The following is a 14,076-nucleotide window of genomic DNA, read 5'->3' as shown; positions in this document are numbered from 1 at the left end:
TCACGGGGCATCGACGGCCCGCCGGTGCGGTCCATCATGGGCAGGTGGCCGAATCAGTCGCCGACGTCGATCGGAGCCAGGCCGCCGCGCCCGCTGGCCCGCCGCCCGCCGGTCCGCGTACCGCAGCGCCCCTGGTGGTGGGCGCGGTCCTCACCGCTGTCCTGCTGTCGCTCGCCGGCCGCTACGGCTACCACCGCGACGAGCTGTACTTCCTGCTGTGCGGCCGGCACCTCGACTGGGGCTACGTCGACCAGGGGCCTCTCGTGCCGGCGCTGGCCCGGCTGGCCGACACGATTGCGCCGGGCAACCTGGTCGTGCTGCGTACCCCGTCGGCGTTCATCGGCGGCGCGGCGGTCGTGCTGGTCGCCGCCATCGCCCGGCAGTTCGGCGCCGACCGCGTCACCCAGAGCGCCGCGGCGGTGCTCGCCGCCGCCTCGGGCATCGTGCTGGCCGGCGGCCACCTGCTCAGCACCACGAGCGTCGACCTGCTGGTGTGGCTGGCCGCGGCGCTGTGCGTGGTGCGGATGCTGCGCACCGGCGACAGCCGGTGGGCGCTCGGCGCCGGGCTCGCGCTCGGCGTCGGCCTGCTCAACAAGCCGCTGCCCGCCCTGCTCGGCGTCGGCCTGGTCGCCGGTCTGCTGATCGCCGGGCCGCGCCGGCTGCTGCGCGACCGGTGGGTGCTCGCCGGCACGGGCGTCGCCGTGCTGCTCGCCGTGCCGTACGCGGCGTGGCAGGCCGCGCACGGCTTCCCGCAGCTCGACGTCGCCGCGTCGATCGCCGGCGGCGACAGCTCCTACAGCGGCCGGATCGACGCCGTGGTGCTCCAGTTCCTGATCATCAGCCCGTTCGCGGTCCCGGTGTGGGTAGCCGGGCTGGTCGCGCTGCTGCGCCGGCCGGACTGGGCGGCGTACCGGTCGCTGGCCTGGGCCTGGCTGGTCGTCGTCGCGATCGTGGTGGTGGCCGGTGGCAAGGGCTACTACGACGCGCCGCTGCTGCTGGTGCTCACCGCCGCCGGGGTGGTGCCGGCCGTCGAATGGGCGCGGCGGGGCGCGCCCCGGATCCGGCAGGCGCTGCTGGTCACCGCCGCCGTGCTGATGGCCGCGAGCAGCGCGGTGCTGCTGCTGCCCACGCTGCCCGCCGACCGGCTGCCCGGGTTCGTGGTCGCGGCGAACTACGACGCGGGCGAGACCATCGGCTGGCCCGAGTTCGCCGACTCGGTCGCCGCCGTGCACCGCGCCCTGCCCCCGCCCGAGCGGGACCGGGCGGTGGTGCTGACCGGCAACTACGGCGAGGCCGGCGCGCTGGCCCGGTACGGGCCGCAGCGGGGACTGCCCCGCGCGTACTCGGGGCACAACAGCATGGCCACGTTCGGCCGGCCGCCCGACGACGCCGACGTGGTGATCGTCGTCGGCTGGTCCCGCCCGGACCGGTTGCGCGCCTGGTTCACCGAGGTCACCGAGGCCGGCCGGGTCGACCAGCGGGTCGACGTCGACAACGACGAGAACGGCGAGCCGATCTTCGTCGCCCGAGGGCTGCGCCGCCCGTGGTCGCAGATCTGGGACTCCGAGGTACGGCACGGCTCCTGACATACTTGCCGCCATGCTCTGGGGAGTCAGCGGGTCGATCTTCCTCCTCGACTACCTCGGCGCGGTCGCCGTGGCCGTCGCGATCGCGATCGCGGTACGCGAACTGACCGGCCGCCGTACCCGGGGCGCGACGCCCGACCGGGTCGAGCTGGCGTACCTGACCGATCGGGCGCTGCTGGCCTGCCAGCTCGGGGTGGCCGCGCTGCGCCGCGCCGGTGGCGTCGAGATCGGCGAGCTGGCCACCCTGCACGCGCAGGGGCGTCCCCCGGCCGGTTCGCCCGCGCTGGTGCGCGCCCTGCACAGCGCGCTGCGCCGCCCGCAGACCTGGGCCGCGGTGCTCGCCGACCCGGAGGTGGGCCGGGCGCTGCGCCGTACGGTCGGGCGGCTGGTCCGCGACGGCTGGCTGCTCACCCGCGCGCAGCGGCGGCGGATCGCGCTGGGCACGGTGCCGCTGTTCGCGGTCGCCGCGGTCGGGCTGACCCGGCTCGTGGACAGCGCCGTCGAGGGGCGCTCCGCCGGTGGTCCCGCCTCGGTCGCCGGACTCCTGCTGTGCTGCCTGGCCACCGCGCTCGGCGGCTGGTGGCTGACCGAGGTGCCGGAGACCGGGTCCGCCGCCCGGCGCCTGCTGCGGCGGCTGCGCCGCGAGCACGCCGACCTCGACCCCGAGCGCCGCCCGGTCTGGCAGGGCCGCGACACCGACACGCTGCTCACCGGAATGGCGCTGTTCGGCCCCCGCCCCCTGCTGGCCGTGGACCCGGCCTTCGCCGTCCAGGTGGGGATCGACCCGGACCGGGACCGCCCGCGCCCCGCCCGCAAACCCGCCCGCCGCTGACCGAACCCCCCATTTCGCGTCGATCATGAGGTTGACGGTGTCCGGCGCCCGGTTTGTCCGGTACAACTTCATGATCGACCCGGCGGTGGCAGGCCCGCCGGTTTCCTTGTCTTGAGGGGCGGGAAGGCTCGGGCATGGCCGAGACATTCGTGAGCGAAGACCTGAAGACACTGCAGGCGATTGCGCGCGGGGCCGGGATACAGGAGGTCGACCGCCTGTCGCCGGACCAACTGGTCGAGGCGCTGCGCCGCGCCGGGGTGACCGACGGTACGCAGGACCAGTGGCCGCCCCAGCCGATCGAGGACCCGGCTCACCTGGCCGGGCTGCCCCGCAGTTCGCTGAAGCAGGGCGACGAGAGCACCGGCGGCCGGGCCGCCGAGGAGTCGATCGGTGCCATGCCCGGCGAGTCCGGCACCGAGATCAACGACCGTACGGAACGCTGACCGCAATCGCACAAGGGGCCGCCCCCGGTGACTCCCGGGGGCGGCCCCACGCTCGACCGTGCGGGATCAGTGCATCCCGGCGGCCGCCGCCTCCTCACGGACCCGGCGCTCGTCACCGCTGAGCGTGTTCAGGGGCTTCTCCTTGATGAACAGCACGACGACCAGGGCGAGCAGCGCGAACGGCGCGCCGATGAGGAACATCTCCGACGTCGCGGTGCCGTAGACCTCCTGCACGATCCGCAACACCGGCTCCGGCAGGGCCGACAGGTCCGGCACCTCGGCCGATCCGCCGCCGGTGGCCAGCGGCCCGAGCTTCTCGGTGGTCAGCGACGTGACCCGGTTGGCCAGGACCGCACCGAGCGCGCTGACCCCGACCGCGCCGCCCATGCTGCGGAAGAACGTCAGCACCGAGGTCGCCGCGCCCAGCTCGGCGGCCGGCACGTCGTTCTGCGCGGCCAGCACCAGGTTCTGCAGCAGCATGCCGACGCCGACACCCAGCACCGCCATGTACACCGAGAGCATCGGCACGCTCGTGTTCGCGTCGATGGTGCTCAGCAGCAGCATGCCGACGGTCATCACCGCGGCGCCGGCGACCAGGAACATCTTCCACCGGCCGTACTTGGTGATCAGCTGACCCGCCACGGTCGAGGAGACCAACAGGCCGAGGACCATCGGCAGGCTCATCAGGCCGGCCACCGTCGGCGACTTGCCGAGCGAGGTCTGGAAGTACTGCGACAGGAACACCGTGCCGCCGAACATCGCCACGCCGACCAGGATGCTGGCCACTGTGGTGAGGCTGACGGTGCGGTTGCGGAAGATGCCGAGCGGGATGATCGGTTCCTCGGTGCGGGACTCGACGAACACGGCGAGCGCGAGTAGCGCCAGCCCGCCGCCGACCAGCAGCGCGGTCCAGCCCGAGGCCCAGTCGAACTTGTTCCCGGCCAGCGACGACCAGATCAGCAGCGTGGACACACCCGAGGTGATCAGCAGGGCGCCGAGCCAGTCGATGCGGACCCTGCGGCGGACCACCGGAAGGTGCAGCGTCTTCTGCAGCAGCGCGATGGACAGCAGGCTGAACGGCACACCGATCAGGAAGCACCAGCGCCAGCCGAGCCAGGACGTGTCGACCAGGACGCCGCCGATCAGCGGGCCGGCGATGGTGCCGACACCGAAGACGGCGCCGAAGATGCCGGCGTACCGGCCCAGCTCACGCGGCGGGATCATGGCCGCCATGACGATCGTGGCGAGCGCCGTCATGCCGCCCGCGCCGATGCCCTGGATGACCCGGCTGAGCAGCAGCACCTCGACGTTCGGGGTGAATCCGGCGACCAGCGAGCCGACCACGAACAGGCCGAGGGACGACTGGATCAGCAGTTTCTTGCTGTAGAGGTCGGCCATCTTGCCCCACAGCGGCACCGTCGCGGTCATCGCCAGCAGCTCGCTGGTGACGATCCAGGTGTAGACGGTCTGGCTGCCGTTGAGGTCGGCGATGATCCGGGGCAGCGCGTTCGCCACCACCGTCGAGGCGAGGATCGCCACGAACATGCCGACCATCAGGCCGGACAACGCCTGGAGGATCTCCCGGCGTGACATCCGCGTACCCGTCTCGGCGGGCGGAACAGTGGCGGTGGTCATCGAACTCCTTGTCGTGTGCGCGGGCGGGCGGCCACGGCCGGTACGGATGGGAGGGGTCAGGACGGATCGGGCAGGCCGGCGGCGACGGCGGCGAACGCCTCGGCGGTCAGCTCGCGCAGCGTCGTCGTGTCGGGTCGCTCGACCCACTGCATCAGGGCGGTGCGCAGAATCGCGCCGGCGACAGTGGTGACGAGCGTCGGGTGGCCGTGGCACGGGTCGAGGCCCAGCCGGGCGGCCACCGCCGCGACGATCACCTGCTCGGTCTCGGCGTTGCCGCTGATCAGCCGCGGGAGCAGCGACGGGTTCGCCGCGATGACCCGCAGCCGCAGCAGCCACACCTCCCGGTCGGCCTCGACGGCTTCGACGACGTCGCCGAAGGCCAGCCGCAGCGCGTCGAACGCGGACACCTCCGGCGGCGCGGCGACGATGCGGGCGGCCAGCACCTCGCGGTCGGTCGGCTGGTCGCCGAGCAGCGCCTCGTCCTTGCTGGGGAAGTAGTTGAAGAAGGTGCGGGCCGACACGTCGGCGGCCTCGCTGATCTCCTCCACCGTCACCTGGTCCAGGCCGCGCTCGGCGACCAGGCGCAGCGCGGCGGCGCTGAGGGCGGCGCGGGTTTGCCGCTTCTTTCGGTCACGCAGGCCGGGGCGGCTCTGGTCGGTGGTCACGCCACGACCCTACGAGCGATCTTGCAGACAGTGCAAACTTTTAGTCAGTGAAGTGATGCGTGACGCAGCGGTCCCGGAAAACGGGTTGAGAGCGGTTCCGGACGTCCCGTACGTTTCCCGCACTCCTGTCGCAGCGAAGAAGGACGATTCCGCGTGACCCCTCCTGCTCTCTGACCCTGACACGTTCCCCACGCCTGTAGCCGTCGCCTGCGCGACGGCTCCCCGGGCTGCCCTCGCGCGCCCGGCCACAGCGTCCGAGGCCGCGCGTAATCGGCCTCGCGTCAGGTCTTCAGAGATCAGGTCTCCATGTCATCCCAACCTCATATGGTGCTGCCCTGGGTCGTACGCCGGACCCGCCTTCCGCTGCTGTCGCTGCGCTGCGTCATCTGCCGGGCGGAGACGGCCACCGCCGCCCGGGGCCGGTTCCGCGTCAACGCCAACGGCAAGCTGCTGGACGTCTGGCTGCTGGTGCACTGCGTGTCCTGCGGCCGGACCAGCAAGCTCACCGTCCGTGAGCGGGCGGCGGTCAGTTCGTTCGATCCCACCGATCTGCACGGCCACCAACTCAACGATCCCGACCTGGTGGCGGCCACACTGCTGGACCCGGCGTTCGCCCGGCGCTGCCACTTCACCCTCGACTGGACCGGAGCGTGGCGCCTGGACGCGCCGGTCGTGCCGCTCGACGGGTGGCCGGTGCAGGTGAACGTCACGTTCGACGACCCGGTGCCGGTGCGCCCGGACCGGCTCATCGCCCACCGGTTCGGCCTCACCCGGTCCGAGGTGCTGCGCCGGGTCAAGTGCGACATCCCGCTGAAGCGTCCGACGAGCACCGCATTCACCTTCACGGTGCTGGCGGAGGACTGACCGGGCGTGGTCGCGGCGGCATCCCGCCGCGACCACGCCTCACCCGCTGTTCGCGGCGCCGCCCCGTACCGCGGCCAGTTCGGCCTCGATCAGGTCGGCGGCCCGGTCGGCACCACCGGCGGCGCGGGCCTGCCGCTTCAGCTCGGCGCTGCGGGCCACCACGGCCGGGTCCGACGTGAGGGCGAGCAACGTCTCGCGCAGCTCCGCGGCGGTGACGTCACCCGAGTCGACGACCCGGGCGACGCCGAGCGCGGCCAACTGCTCGGCGTTCGCGAACTGGTCGGCCGCCTGCGGTACGGCGATCATCGGCGTCCCGCAGTAGAGACCTTCGCTGCTGCCGCCCATGCCGGCGTGGGTGACGAAGGCATCCGCCTGCTCCAGTACGGCCAGCTGCGGCACCCACCGGTGGACCTCGACGCTGTCCGGGACGGGACCGAGTTCGGCCGGGTCGACGTGCTCGCCGATCTGCAGGACGGTGTGCCAGCCGGGCAGGTCGCCGAACGCGGCGACGCAGCGGCGGTAGAACTCGGGCTGCCGGGTGAAGGCGGAGCCGAGCGAGACGAGCAGCACCTTCCCGGCGTGCTCCGGTCGTACCCAGGAACCCTGCTCGGCGCGGTCGCCCAGCACCGGGCCGACGAAGCTGTAGACCGACCGGTCCACGCGGTCGGCGTTCGGCTGGAGCGCCTCCGGCGGCAGGACGAGGCTGCGGACCGGCCGCCCCTGGAACGCCATGCTGTCGGTGACCGACGAACTCTGCGCGGTCAGCCATGCCGTGAACCGCCGGTAGTAGTCGGCGCCGCGCGGATCGGCCCGCATCGCCTCCACAGCGGATGCCATCTCCTGCTCGTAGCCGTCCCAGGCCACGAACGTCGAGGACAGTTGAACGGCCGGAATCCCCCACTGCTCGCCGAGCAGCCGGGCCGGCGCGCCCGCGATGTCGTAGAGGAACAGGTCCGGCCGGTCGTCGGCGTAGGCGGCCCGCAGCTGCGGCAGCATGGCGATCGCGTCGTCGAGGAAGAGCGTGAGCTGCGCGATCAGGTCGTCGATGCCGGCGCCGCCGTCAGCGGGCAGCGTCGAGGCGTACGCCTTCAGCTCCGCGCCGGTTGACCGGATGACCTCGCCGAAGGCGGGGTCATTGGCGTACGTGACCCGGTGGCCGCGCCGCACCAGGGTACGGATGATCTCCAAGCTCGGGTTGACGTGCCCGTGGAACGGGATGCTGACCATGGCGATGTGCGGCAAGTGATCTCCTGATCTCTGCTGAGACGAGACGTCCCGTCTCGCTTGCCCAGCAGAGCACGGCACGACCACCTCCGTCAAGACGATACGTCTCGTCTCGCGGTAGGCTGCCGGTGTGACTCCGCAGCCCAGCCGCCGCAATGAGCAGTCCCGTCGCGCGATCCTCGCCGCCGCCCTGGAGCTGCTGACCGAGACCGGCTATTCGGCCCTGACCGTCGAGGCGATCGCCGCCCGCGCCGGGGTCGGCAAGCAGACCATCTACCGCTGGTGGCGCGGCAAGGGCGCGGTCATCCTGGACGCGCTCGCCGACGACATGCCGGAGGTGATCGCGCTGCCCGACACCGGCGACCTGCGGGCTGATCTGCGTGCGGTTCTCCGGGCCACCGTCGCGGAGTTCGCCGATCCCCGGCTGTCCGCCACCACGCGTGCCATCACCATCGAGACGCTCGCCGACGAGGACCTGGCCGCCCAGGCGCGCGACCGGCTGCTCCGTCCCCAGTTGAACGCGGTCCGCGCCCGCCTGGAGGCCGCCCGCGAGGCCGGCCAGGTACGCCCCGACGCTGCCCTGGACCTGGTGGTGGAGCTGCTGTTCGGTCCGCTGTACCACCGCTGGCTGCTGCGCAACGGCCCGCTGACCGACGACTACGCCGACGGGATCGTCGACCTGGTCGTCACCGCGGTCACCCCGTCACCGGGCACCCGCGGCTAGCCAGTCGTCGAAGCTGGTCGGCGCGATACGCACGCCGTCGCCCGGCAACAGCACGTCGCCGGACATCGACGTGCCGAACACGCCGGACCACGTCGGGACGAGCCGGACCCGGCGCCCCCGCGCCTCATTGGTACGCCGGGCCATGTCCACGAGGTCCTCCGTCGCGGGCCCGGCGATGTCCACGTGGCGCCCCCGTGGTTCGCCGACGGCGACCTCGGCGAGGATGTCGGCGACGTCCCGGGGTGCGATCGGTTGCACCAGCAGCGGCGCGACGGTGGCGACGCCGTCGCGTTCGGTCCAGCTCGTGACCATGGCGGCGAAGTCGTGGAACTGGGTGGCCGGAACGATCGTCCACGGCACCGGCCCGCATTCGACCAGTCGTTCCTGCTCCCTCTTGCCCGCGTAGTGGGCGTTGTCGTCGACCCGGTGGATGCCGACGATCGACAGCAACACGTGGTGCCGCACGCCGGCGCGCTGTTCGGCTGCCAGCAGGTTGCGGGTGAGGCCACCGAGGTACGCCATCGTCTCGGAACGCTCCCCTGCCGCCACATTGGTCGTGTCGACCACCGACTCGACGCCGGCGAGCGCCTCGTCCAGCCCGTCGCCCGTCATCACGTCCACGCCCAGCGAGCGGCTGATGCGTACGACGTGGTGACCCTGCCGCTGCAGCGCGGCGACGGTGAGGGCCCCGATGCGGCCCGTCGCTCCGGCAACCGCAATCCGCATTGCCATCGACCTCCTCCCGGACGCGATCGCCTCACCGTAGTCGTTCGAGGACCGAGAGGTGGTCCCTCGCCGCGCATCTCGCGCCACACCCACCGCGCGCGCATAACTGTCATTATGGTGTAGCGCCGATTCGTCCTATTTGACCGGCCAGGTAGGTCGATTACTGTTACCGGTAATCCGATAATCGTCGCGGCACCGAAAGTGTTCGGCGAGCCGAACACCGTCGGCTCCCGGCCTGCTCGACAATCCACGGGTGACGACGACATCCCCCGCGCGCCAGATGGCCGGCTCACCTCCCGCACTGCACTACTACGTGCTGTACGACGCCGCCGGCGCGCCGGAAGGACTGCTGGCCGAGGAGTTCCTGCTCGCGGCGGACTACTCCTCCGCCGGCCTGGTGAGCGGTGGTTGGATCCGGTCCGAGGGGCGTTGGCACGAGGCGTCGGCCACCAGCCGGCGGCTACGTGCGGACGCCGGGTTACGCGAGCGGGTGACGCCCGTCGACCGCGGCGCGGCGGCGGCGCTCTATCGAGATCTCTGCGGCGCGGACCTGCCGGACGAGGACACGCTGCGGGAGTGCTTCGGCGCCCCTCCGGCTCAGCCGCCCCCTCTGCGCCTGGGCGACTCCGGTCCCCGGCCGGGGTTCCGCGAGACGCGCGTCTACCGGATCCTGTTCGCCGGCGAGTTGAGCCCGGACGGTCTCACGGCACTCGGCGAGGCGTGGCAGATGCCGATCACCGGCGACCCGGCGGATCCCGGCACGCGTGTCCTGGGAGCGGCGCGCCGACAGGTCCGCGGCGACGCCTTCCGCTGGGATCTGCGCCGCGTTGCCGCGGGTGCCGCCTGGGGACTGGACGTGACCTGCGACCTTCTCGGCGACCGCGATGAGGCCGTCGGTGTGCTTCTGTACGGTCTGACGACTCGGATGCGCGAGCAGGGGATGCTTCCCGTCACCGTCGACCGGTTCCGCTGACGCCTACCTCGCGAACAGCCTGGTCACCTCGAAGGGCTCGGGGAACCGTACGGGGATCCGGGCCTCCGCACTCCTGCGGTCGAGGAACGCCTTCGTCACGGCGAACCTGTCGAAGACGGGCGGCAGCGGGCGGAGCCTGCGGTCCAGCGACACGAAGAAGTTGTCCCAGTGGATCGGCACGATGAGGCCGGGCCGCGTCGCTTCCACCACGTGCCGCCAGTAGTCGTCCTGGAACCGCCGCGGCTGAACACCCAGAGCGCCTGTCGCGAGGTAGAGGACGTCGACGTCGAGCCCGTCGAACTTGCCGGGTACGAAGTTGGCGCTCGGATGGATCAGCAGCGAGCCGCCGGGATGGGTGATGAGGAAGGAGAAGCACCCGCCGTCGCGGTAGCTGCTCGCCCTGACCGGTGGGACGAGCGGTTCGTCGATCGTGCCCGGGAACCTGTTGCCGGGGCTGTGGACGGCGGCGAGCACACGCACGGTGAACGCGCCGACCGTGTGCTCGCCGCCGTCCGCGATGCGCGTCATCGACTCCTCGGCGAGGCCCGCGCCACGCCCCACGTTCAGGGTCGACTCGGAACCGAAGAGCCTGCCCCCGAGATGCTTGACGACCTCGGGGGCATCCATGGCGTGGTCGTAGTGGGAGTGGGCGACGAAGAGCGCGTCGAGACGGGTCACCCCGGCCCGGGCGAGAGCACTGGTGATCCGCCCGAGGTCGGGAGCGACGCGACCGAACGCGACGCGGAGCAGCGAGGGCCTGCTCAGGAAGCCGTCGATCAGGATGCCGGACGTCCCGTCGGACAGCCAGACGGTCGTGGTGCCGAAAAAGATGGCCTCGACAGACGTCCCGCTGGAGTCCATGCGCAGATGGTAGTGCGCCCGTTCTCGCGCTGGTGGCTGTCCGAACGGCGCCGTGAGGGCCGCAGCCGAAGGCGCCCGTCGATAGGGTGACCCGATGGACGAAGACGCACGACGCCGGCACTCCTCGTCGTTCGGCGCAGCGGCCACCGCGTACGCCGAACACCGTCCCGACTACGCGCGGGCCGCCCTGCGGTGGGCGCTCGAACTCGCACCCGGCGCGCGGGTGCTCGACCTCGGCGCGGGCACCGGCAAGCTCACCGCCACGCTGGTCGAGGTGAGCGACGACGTGACGGCCGTCGAGCCGGACCCGGCGATGCTCGCCGAGCTCCGCCGCACCCTGCCCGGGGTACGGGCGCTGTCCGGCAGCGCCGAGGCGATCCCGCTGCCGCACGCCTCCGTCGACGCCGTGGTCGCCGGCAACGCCATGCACTGGTTCGACATGGCAGTGGCCGGGCCGGAGATCGCCCGCGTCCTCTCCCCCGGCGGTGTCCTGGCCGGACTGTGGAACGTCGTGGACGACCGGGTCGACTGGGTGGCCGGGCTCGCGGCGGTCAGCGGAAGCGCCGCCATCGGCCCCCGGGACACGCCCGCGAGCTGGCGCGACGCGACGGCGACCATGCACCTGCCGAAGACCGGCGGGGCCCGGTTCGGCTCGCCCGAGCAGGCGGAGTTCCCGCACGGGCAGCGCCGGACCGCCGACTCGCTCGTTGCGACGCTCGCCACCAGGGCCGGGATGCTGGTCATGCCGGAACGGGAGCGCACGGAGACGCTCGACCGTATCCGCGCGTACCTGGCGAGCCGGCCGGAGACCGCCGACGGCGAGTTCACGCTGCCGATGCTCACCTGTGTGCTGCGCGTGCGGCGATTGTGAACGGCGCGGACCTCCGCGCCGCCGCCGCGGCGACGACCGCCGTGCTGCGGCCCGCCGCCGACCGGGACTGGACGATACGCGCGGGAGACCTGGACTGGTCCTGCTGGACCACGGCCGCGCACATCGCGCACGACCTGATCGCGTACGCCGGTCAGGTGTCCGGCCGGCCCGACGGCGGCTACCTCCCGTACGACCTGCGGGTACACGCGGACGCCGCGCCCGCCGAGGTGCTCACCGTCGTGGCGGCCGCGGCCGGGATCCTGGCCGCCACTGTCGACGCCGCGAGCCCGGACGACCGGGCGTGGCACTTCGGCCCCTGCGATCCGGGCGGCTTCGCCGCGATGGGCGTGGCCGAGATGCTGCTGCACACCTACGACCTGACCCGAGGGCTCGGCCTGGACTGGTCGCCACCCGCCGAGCTGTGCGCCCGGGTGGTGAGCCGGTTGTTCCCGGATGCGCCCGACGGCAGGCCGGCGCCGGTGCTGCTGTGGCTGACCGGCCGCGCGCCGCTCGGCGACCGGCCACGGCGTACCTCGTGGACCTGGCAGGCGGCGCGCCCCTGAACGCTCAGCGGCGCCACCAGCGCCAACGGCGGCGCGGGCGGGCCGACGCGGCACGGGGTGGCTCCGGCGTCGTGACGACCGGCGCGGCGCGTTCCCGGTCGGCGCGCCAGCCGCGCACCGCCTCCTCGACGTTCACCGGGCGTACCACCACACGTGGCCCGGTCGGGGTACGCAGCCAGGCGACCACCTCGGTGTTGAGCGCCGCCACGTACGAGCGGACGGCGTCCTCGGTGGGCAGGTCGCGCAGCTCGGCCGGGAGCTGTTCGATGCGGCGGCGCAACTGCAGCGGCGTGGGCAGCAGCAGGTCGGACGGGATCTGCTCGCGCTCCATGAAGCTGCGGATCCACCAGCCCTCGTCGTAGGGCGTGTCACGCCCCGGGATGGGCTTGCCGGCGCCCGGCAGGTTGTCGAACTCGCCGCGTTCCTGGGCCGAGCGGATCTGCGCCTCGACCGCGGCCTCCCAGGCTGTCGTCACCGCCGTCACCTCCCCGTACCCACGGTAGCCGCCGCCGTCCGACAAGAGTCAGCGTCGCGCGGGGCCGGGCTGTTCCCGCGCGGACCGCCGCGTAGCGTGCCCCCGGGGTGAGGGGGTGCCGGCGTGCGCGACTGGCTCATCGGCCTCGTTGTGGCGACGGCCTGCCTGGTCGGCAGCTGGGCGGTGCTGCTGCGCCTGCTCGGCTCATGATGAGAGCAGCGGCGGGCCGGACCCGGCGTCAGGGCAGGTGGCGGACGTGGCGGTGGCCGTCGCGGGGAAACGGCGCGCGGGCCGGCAGGACCTCGGCGAACGCGTACCCGCTCTTTTCCGCCACGCGGCAGGACGCCGGGTTGTCGACCTGGTGCAGCAGCTCCAGGTGGGTCAGCCCGGTGGCGGCGAACCGGGCGAACGCCCATCCGGTGACCGCCTCCACCGCGCGTGGCGCGACGCCCCGGCCCCGTGCCGGCGCGGCCGTCCAGTAGCCGACCTCGGCGGCCGGGCGGCCCGGGCGGACGTCCTTGAGCACCACACAGGCCGCCACCTGCTCCTCCTCCAGCACCGCGAACATGAACCGGTGCCCGGCGGCCCAGCCCTGGTGGCTGCGGCGCAGGAACACCCGCGCCTGCGCCGGTCCGGTCACCGGATGTCTGGTCCAGGCGCGCAGCACCGGATCCCGGTACGCCTCGATCAGCGCGTCGGCGTCACCGTCACGCCACGGTCGCAGCAGCAGACCGGGCGCGGTCGCGGTCGCCGGCGCGGACAGCACGATCGACATGCGACAAGTATCCCCACCGCCCCCGCCCCGCGCTGACCCCCCGACTCCGGCGATCATGAAGTTAGCGGCCGTCGGTGACCGATTTGTCGCCGTCAACCTCATGATCGCCGGAGTGGGAGCAGGGGTGAGGGCGCGGCGGGGCGGTGGGTGTCGGCGGGTGGGCGTAGGGTCCGGTTCACGGTCGGCAACGGGGAGGCGACATGGTTACAGTCGGCGCGGTGATGGGGATCGCCCTGGTGGCGCTCGGTCTGGTGCTCACGCCCGGGCCGAACATGGTCTACCTGGTGTCCCGCTCGGTGACCCAGGGGCGGCGGGCCGGACTGGTGTCGCTGCTCGGCGTGGCAGCCGGGTTCCTGGTCTACCTCGCCGCCGCGGTGGCCGGCATCGCCACCGTGTTCGTGCTGGTCCCGCCGCTGTACACGGCGGTGAAGCTGGCCGGCGCGGCGTACCTGCTGTGGCTGGCCTGGCGGACGCTGCGCCCGGGCGGCACGTCGGCGTTCACCCCGACGCCGCTGCCGCCGGACCGGCCCCGGCGCCTGTTCACGATGGGCCTGGTCACCAACCTGCTCAACCCGAAGATCGCCATCCTGTACGTGTCGCTGCTCCCGCAGTTCGTCGACCCGGCGCGCGGGCACGTGGCGGTGCAGAGCCTGCTGCTGGGCCTGACCCAGATCGTCGTGGCGCTCACCGTGAACGCGCTGATCGTGCTGAGCGCCGGTTCGGTGTCGGCGTTCCTCACCCGGCGGCCGGGCTGGGCGCGCCTGCAGCGGTGGGTGATGGGCACGGTGCTTGCCGCGCTCGCGGTGCGGATCGCCGCGGACCGCTCCCGCGCCGCCGTCGCCACCCCCTGACCGGGGTA

General features: G+C 72.8%; 16 protein-coding genes. 9 read left to right on the top strand and 7 right to left on the bottom strand.

The window, feature by feature from the left end; translation table 11 throughout:
- Window positions 1–44 precede the first annotated feature (44 nt).
- The 3 genes from J3R08_RS16425 (at window position 45) to J3R08_RS16415 (ending at window position 2,861) form a co-directional block, all read left to right on the top strand.
- Complete coding sequence (locus J3R08_RS16425; RefSeq protein ID WP_209961911.1) at window positions 45–1,586, top strand: glycosyltransferase family 39 protein; 1,542 nt, start codon at window positions 45–47, stop codon at window positions 1,584–1,586.
- Window positions 1,587–1,599: 13 nt separating this feature from the next.
- A complete protein-coding gene (locus tag J3R08_RS16420) occupies window positions 1,600–2,418 on the top strand; it encodes a TIGR04222 domain-containing membrane protein (protein WP_209961909.1) in 819 nt (272 codons plus the stop codon).
- Between the two features lie 134 nt (window positions 2,419–2,552).
- Window positions 2,553–2,861 carry a hypothetical protein gene (locus J3R08_RS16415; protein WP_013286318.1) on the top strand — a complete coding sequence of 103 codons (309 nt, stop codon included), beginning with the start codon at window positions 2,553–2,555 and terminating at the stop codon, window positions 2,859–2,861.
- A 66-nt stretch (window positions 2,862–2,927) separates the two neighbouring features.
- Here the strand turns inward: J3R08_RS16415 and J3R08_RS16410 are convergent, their stop codons facing one another.
- On the bottom strand, window positions 2,928–4,496 hold the full coding sequence (locus tag J3R08_RS16410; protein ID WP_209961907.1) for an MDR family MFS transporter: 1,569 nt from the start codon (window positions 4,494–4,496) through the stop codon (window positions 2,928–2,930).
- A 56-nt stretch (window positions 4,497–4,552) separates the two neighbouring features.
- The gene (locus J3R08_RS16405) at window positions 4,553–5,161 is read right to left on the bottom strand and encodes a TetR family transcriptional regulator (RefSeq protein WP_187692678.1); all 609 of its coding nucleotides are present in this window, start codon (window positions 5,159–5,161) and stop codon (window positions 4,553–4,555) included.
- A 324-nt stretch (window positions 5,162–5,485) separates the two neighbouring features.
- Between J3R08_RS16405 and J3R08_RS16400 the strand changes: the two genes are divergently transcribed.
- A complete protein-coding gene (locus J3R08_RS16400) occupies window positions 5,486–6,025 on the top strand; it encodes a DUF1062 domain-containing protein (RefSeq protein ID WP_245254751.1) in 540 nt (179 codons plus the stop codon).
- A gap of 39 nt (window positions 6,026–6,064) precedes the next feature.
- On the opposite strand, the gene J3R08_RS16395 is transcribed toward J3R08_RS16400, so the two are convergent.
- Entirely contained in the window at window positions 6,065–7,252 is a 1,188-nt protein-coding gene (locus tag J3R08_RS16395) for a macrolide family glycosyltransferase (RefSeq protein ID WP_374102408.1), read from the bottom strand.
- 127 nt (window positions 7,253–7,379) lie between these two features.
- Here J3R08_RS16395 and J3R08_RS16390 point away from each other — a divergent pair, with 127 nt between their 5' ends.
- The gene (locus tag J3R08_RS16390; RefSeq protein ID WP_209961900.1) at window positions 7,380–7,973 is read left to right on the top strand and encodes a TetR/AcrR family transcriptional regulator; all 594 of its coding nucleotides are present in this window, start codon (window positions 7,380–7,382) and stop codon (window positions 7,971–7,973) included.
- Here J3R08_RS16390 and J3R08_RS16385 read toward each other — a convergent pair.
- Window positions 7,953–8,699 carry an SDR family oxidoreductase gene (locus J3R08_RS16385; protein WP_209964257.1) on the bottom strand — a complete coding sequence of 249 codons (747 nt, stop codon included), beginning with the start codon at window positions 8,697–8,699 and terminating at the stop codon, window positions 7,953–7,955. The genes J3R08_RS16390 and J3R08_RS16385 overlap by 21 nt on opposite strands.
- Before the next feature lie 253 nt (window positions 8,700–8,952).
- On the opposite strand from J3R08_RS16385, the gene J3R08_RS16380 reads away from it, so the two are divergent.
- Window positions 8,953–9,672, top strand: coding sequence for a hypothetical protein (locus J3R08_RS16380; protein WP_280841782.1), 720 nt, complete (start codon window positions 8,953–8,955; stop codon window positions 9,670–9,672).
- Window positions 9,673–9,675: 3 nt separating this feature from the next.
- On the opposite strand, the gene J3R08_RS16375 is transcribed toward J3R08_RS16380, so the two are convergent.
- A complete protein-coding gene (locus J3R08_RS16375; RefSeq protein WP_209961898.1) occupies window positions 9,676–10,533 on the bottom strand; it encodes an MBL fold metallo-hydrolase in 858 nt (285 codons plus the stop codon).
- 94 nt (window positions 10,534–10,627) lie between these two features.
- Between J3R08_RS16375 and J3R08_RS16370 the strand changes: the two genes are divergently transcribed.
- Both J3R08_RS16370 and J3R08_RS16365 read left to right on the top strand, forming a co-directional pair.
- A complete protein-coding gene (locus tag J3R08_RS16370; RefSeq protein WP_209961896.1) occupies window positions 10,628–11,404 on the top strand; it encodes a class I SAM-dependent methyltransferase in 777 nt (258 codons plus the stop codon).
- Window positions 11,401–11,967, top strand: a complete 567-nt coding sequence (locus J3R08_RS16365; RefSeq protein WP_113974090.1) for a maleylpyruvate isomerase N-terminal domain-containing protein — start codon at window positions 11,401–11,403, stop codon at window positions 11,965–11,967. The genes J3R08_RS16370 and J3R08_RS16365 overlap by 4 nt, the downstream gene beginning before the upstream one ends.
- A gap of 4 nt (window positions 11,968–11,971) precedes the next feature.
- Here J3R08_RS16365 and J3R08_RS16360 read toward each other — a convergent pair whose 3' ends face one another.
- Together J3R08_RS16360 and J3R08_RS16355 are read right to left on the bottom strand one after the other, a co-directional pair.
- Window positions 11,972–12,442: a DUF1992 domain-containing protein gene (locus J3R08_RS16360; protein ID WP_043330135.1), complete on the bottom strand. Its 471-nt coding sequence runs from the start codon at window positions 12,440–12,442 to the stop codon at window positions 11,972–11,974.
- 238 nt (window positions 12,443–12,680) lie between these two features.
- Window positions 12,681–13,217, bottom strand: a complete 537-nt coding sequence (locus J3R08_RS16355; protein WP_209961894.1) for a GNAT family N-acetyltransferase — start codon at window positions 13,215–13,217, stop codon at window positions 12,681–12,683.
- A gap of 200 nt (window positions 13,218–13,417) precedes the next feature.
- Between J3R08_RS16355 and J3R08_RS16350 the strand changes: the two genes are divergently transcribed.
- Window positions 13,418–14,068 (top strand): LysE family translocator, encoded by a 651-nt coding sequence (locus J3R08_RS16350; RefSeq protein ID WP_043324080.1) that lies wholly within the window; start codon window positions 13,418–13,420, stop codon window positions 14,066–14,068.
- The last annotated feature ends 8 nt before the right edge of the window (window positions 14,069–14,076 follow it).

Source organism: Micromonospora sp. HB375 (genome assembly GCF_017872985.1).
Lineage (GTDB): Bacteria > Actinomycetota > Actinomycetes > Mycobacteriales > Micromonosporaceae > Micromonospora > Micromonospora chalcea.
The sequence above is the reverse complement of the archived record's forward strand: the minus strand, read 5'-3'. Positions and strand labels throughout refer to the sequence as shown.

What these genes read in the sequence shown, in the direction of transcription:
- J3R08_RS16370 (WP_209961896.1), top strand. Translation starts at nt 10,628, where the DNA reads ATGGACGAAGACGCACGACGCCGGCACTCCTCGTCGTTCGGCGCAGCG.
- J3R08_RS16415 (WP_013286318.1), top strand. Translation starts at nt 2,553, where the DNA reads ATGGCCGAGACATTCGTGAGCGAAGACCTGAAGACACTGCAGGCGATT.
- J3R08_RS16385 (WP_209964257.1), bottom strand. Translation starts at nt 8,699, where the DNA reads ATGCGGATTGCGGTTGCCGGAGCGACGGGCCGCATCGGGGCCCTCACC.
- J3R08_RS16410 (WP_209961907.1), bottom strand. Translation starts at nt 4,496, where the DNA reads ATGACCACCGCCACTGTTCCGCCCGCCGAGACGGGTACGCGGATGTCA.
- J3R08_RS16395 (WP_374102408.1), bottom strand. Translation starts at nt 7,252, where the DNA reads ATGGTCAGCATCCCGTTCCACGGGCACGTCAACCCGAGCTTGGAGATC.
- J3R08_RS16350 (WP_043324080.1), top strand. Translation starts at nt 13,418, where the DNA reads ATGGTTACAGTCGGCGCGGTGATGGGGATCGCCCTGGTGGCGCTCGGT.
- J3R08_RS16375 (WP_209961898.1), bottom strand. Translation starts at nt 10,533, where the DNA reads ATGGACTCCAGCGGGACGTCTGTCGAGGCCATCTTTTTCGGCACCACG.
- J3R08_RS16420 (WP_209961909.1), top strand. Translation starts at nt 1,600, where the DNA reads ATGCTCTGGGGAGTCAGCGGGTCGATCTTCCTCCTCGACTACCTCGGC.
- J3R08_RS16355 (WP_209961894.1), bottom strand. Translation starts at nt 13,217, where the DNA reads ATGTCGATCGTGCTGTCCGCGCCGGCGACCGCGACCGCGCCCGGTCTG.
- J3R08_RS16400 (WP_245254751.1), top strand. Translation starts at nt 5,486, where the DNA reads ATGGTGCTGCCCTGGGTCGTACGCCGGACCCGCCTTCCGCTGCTGTCG.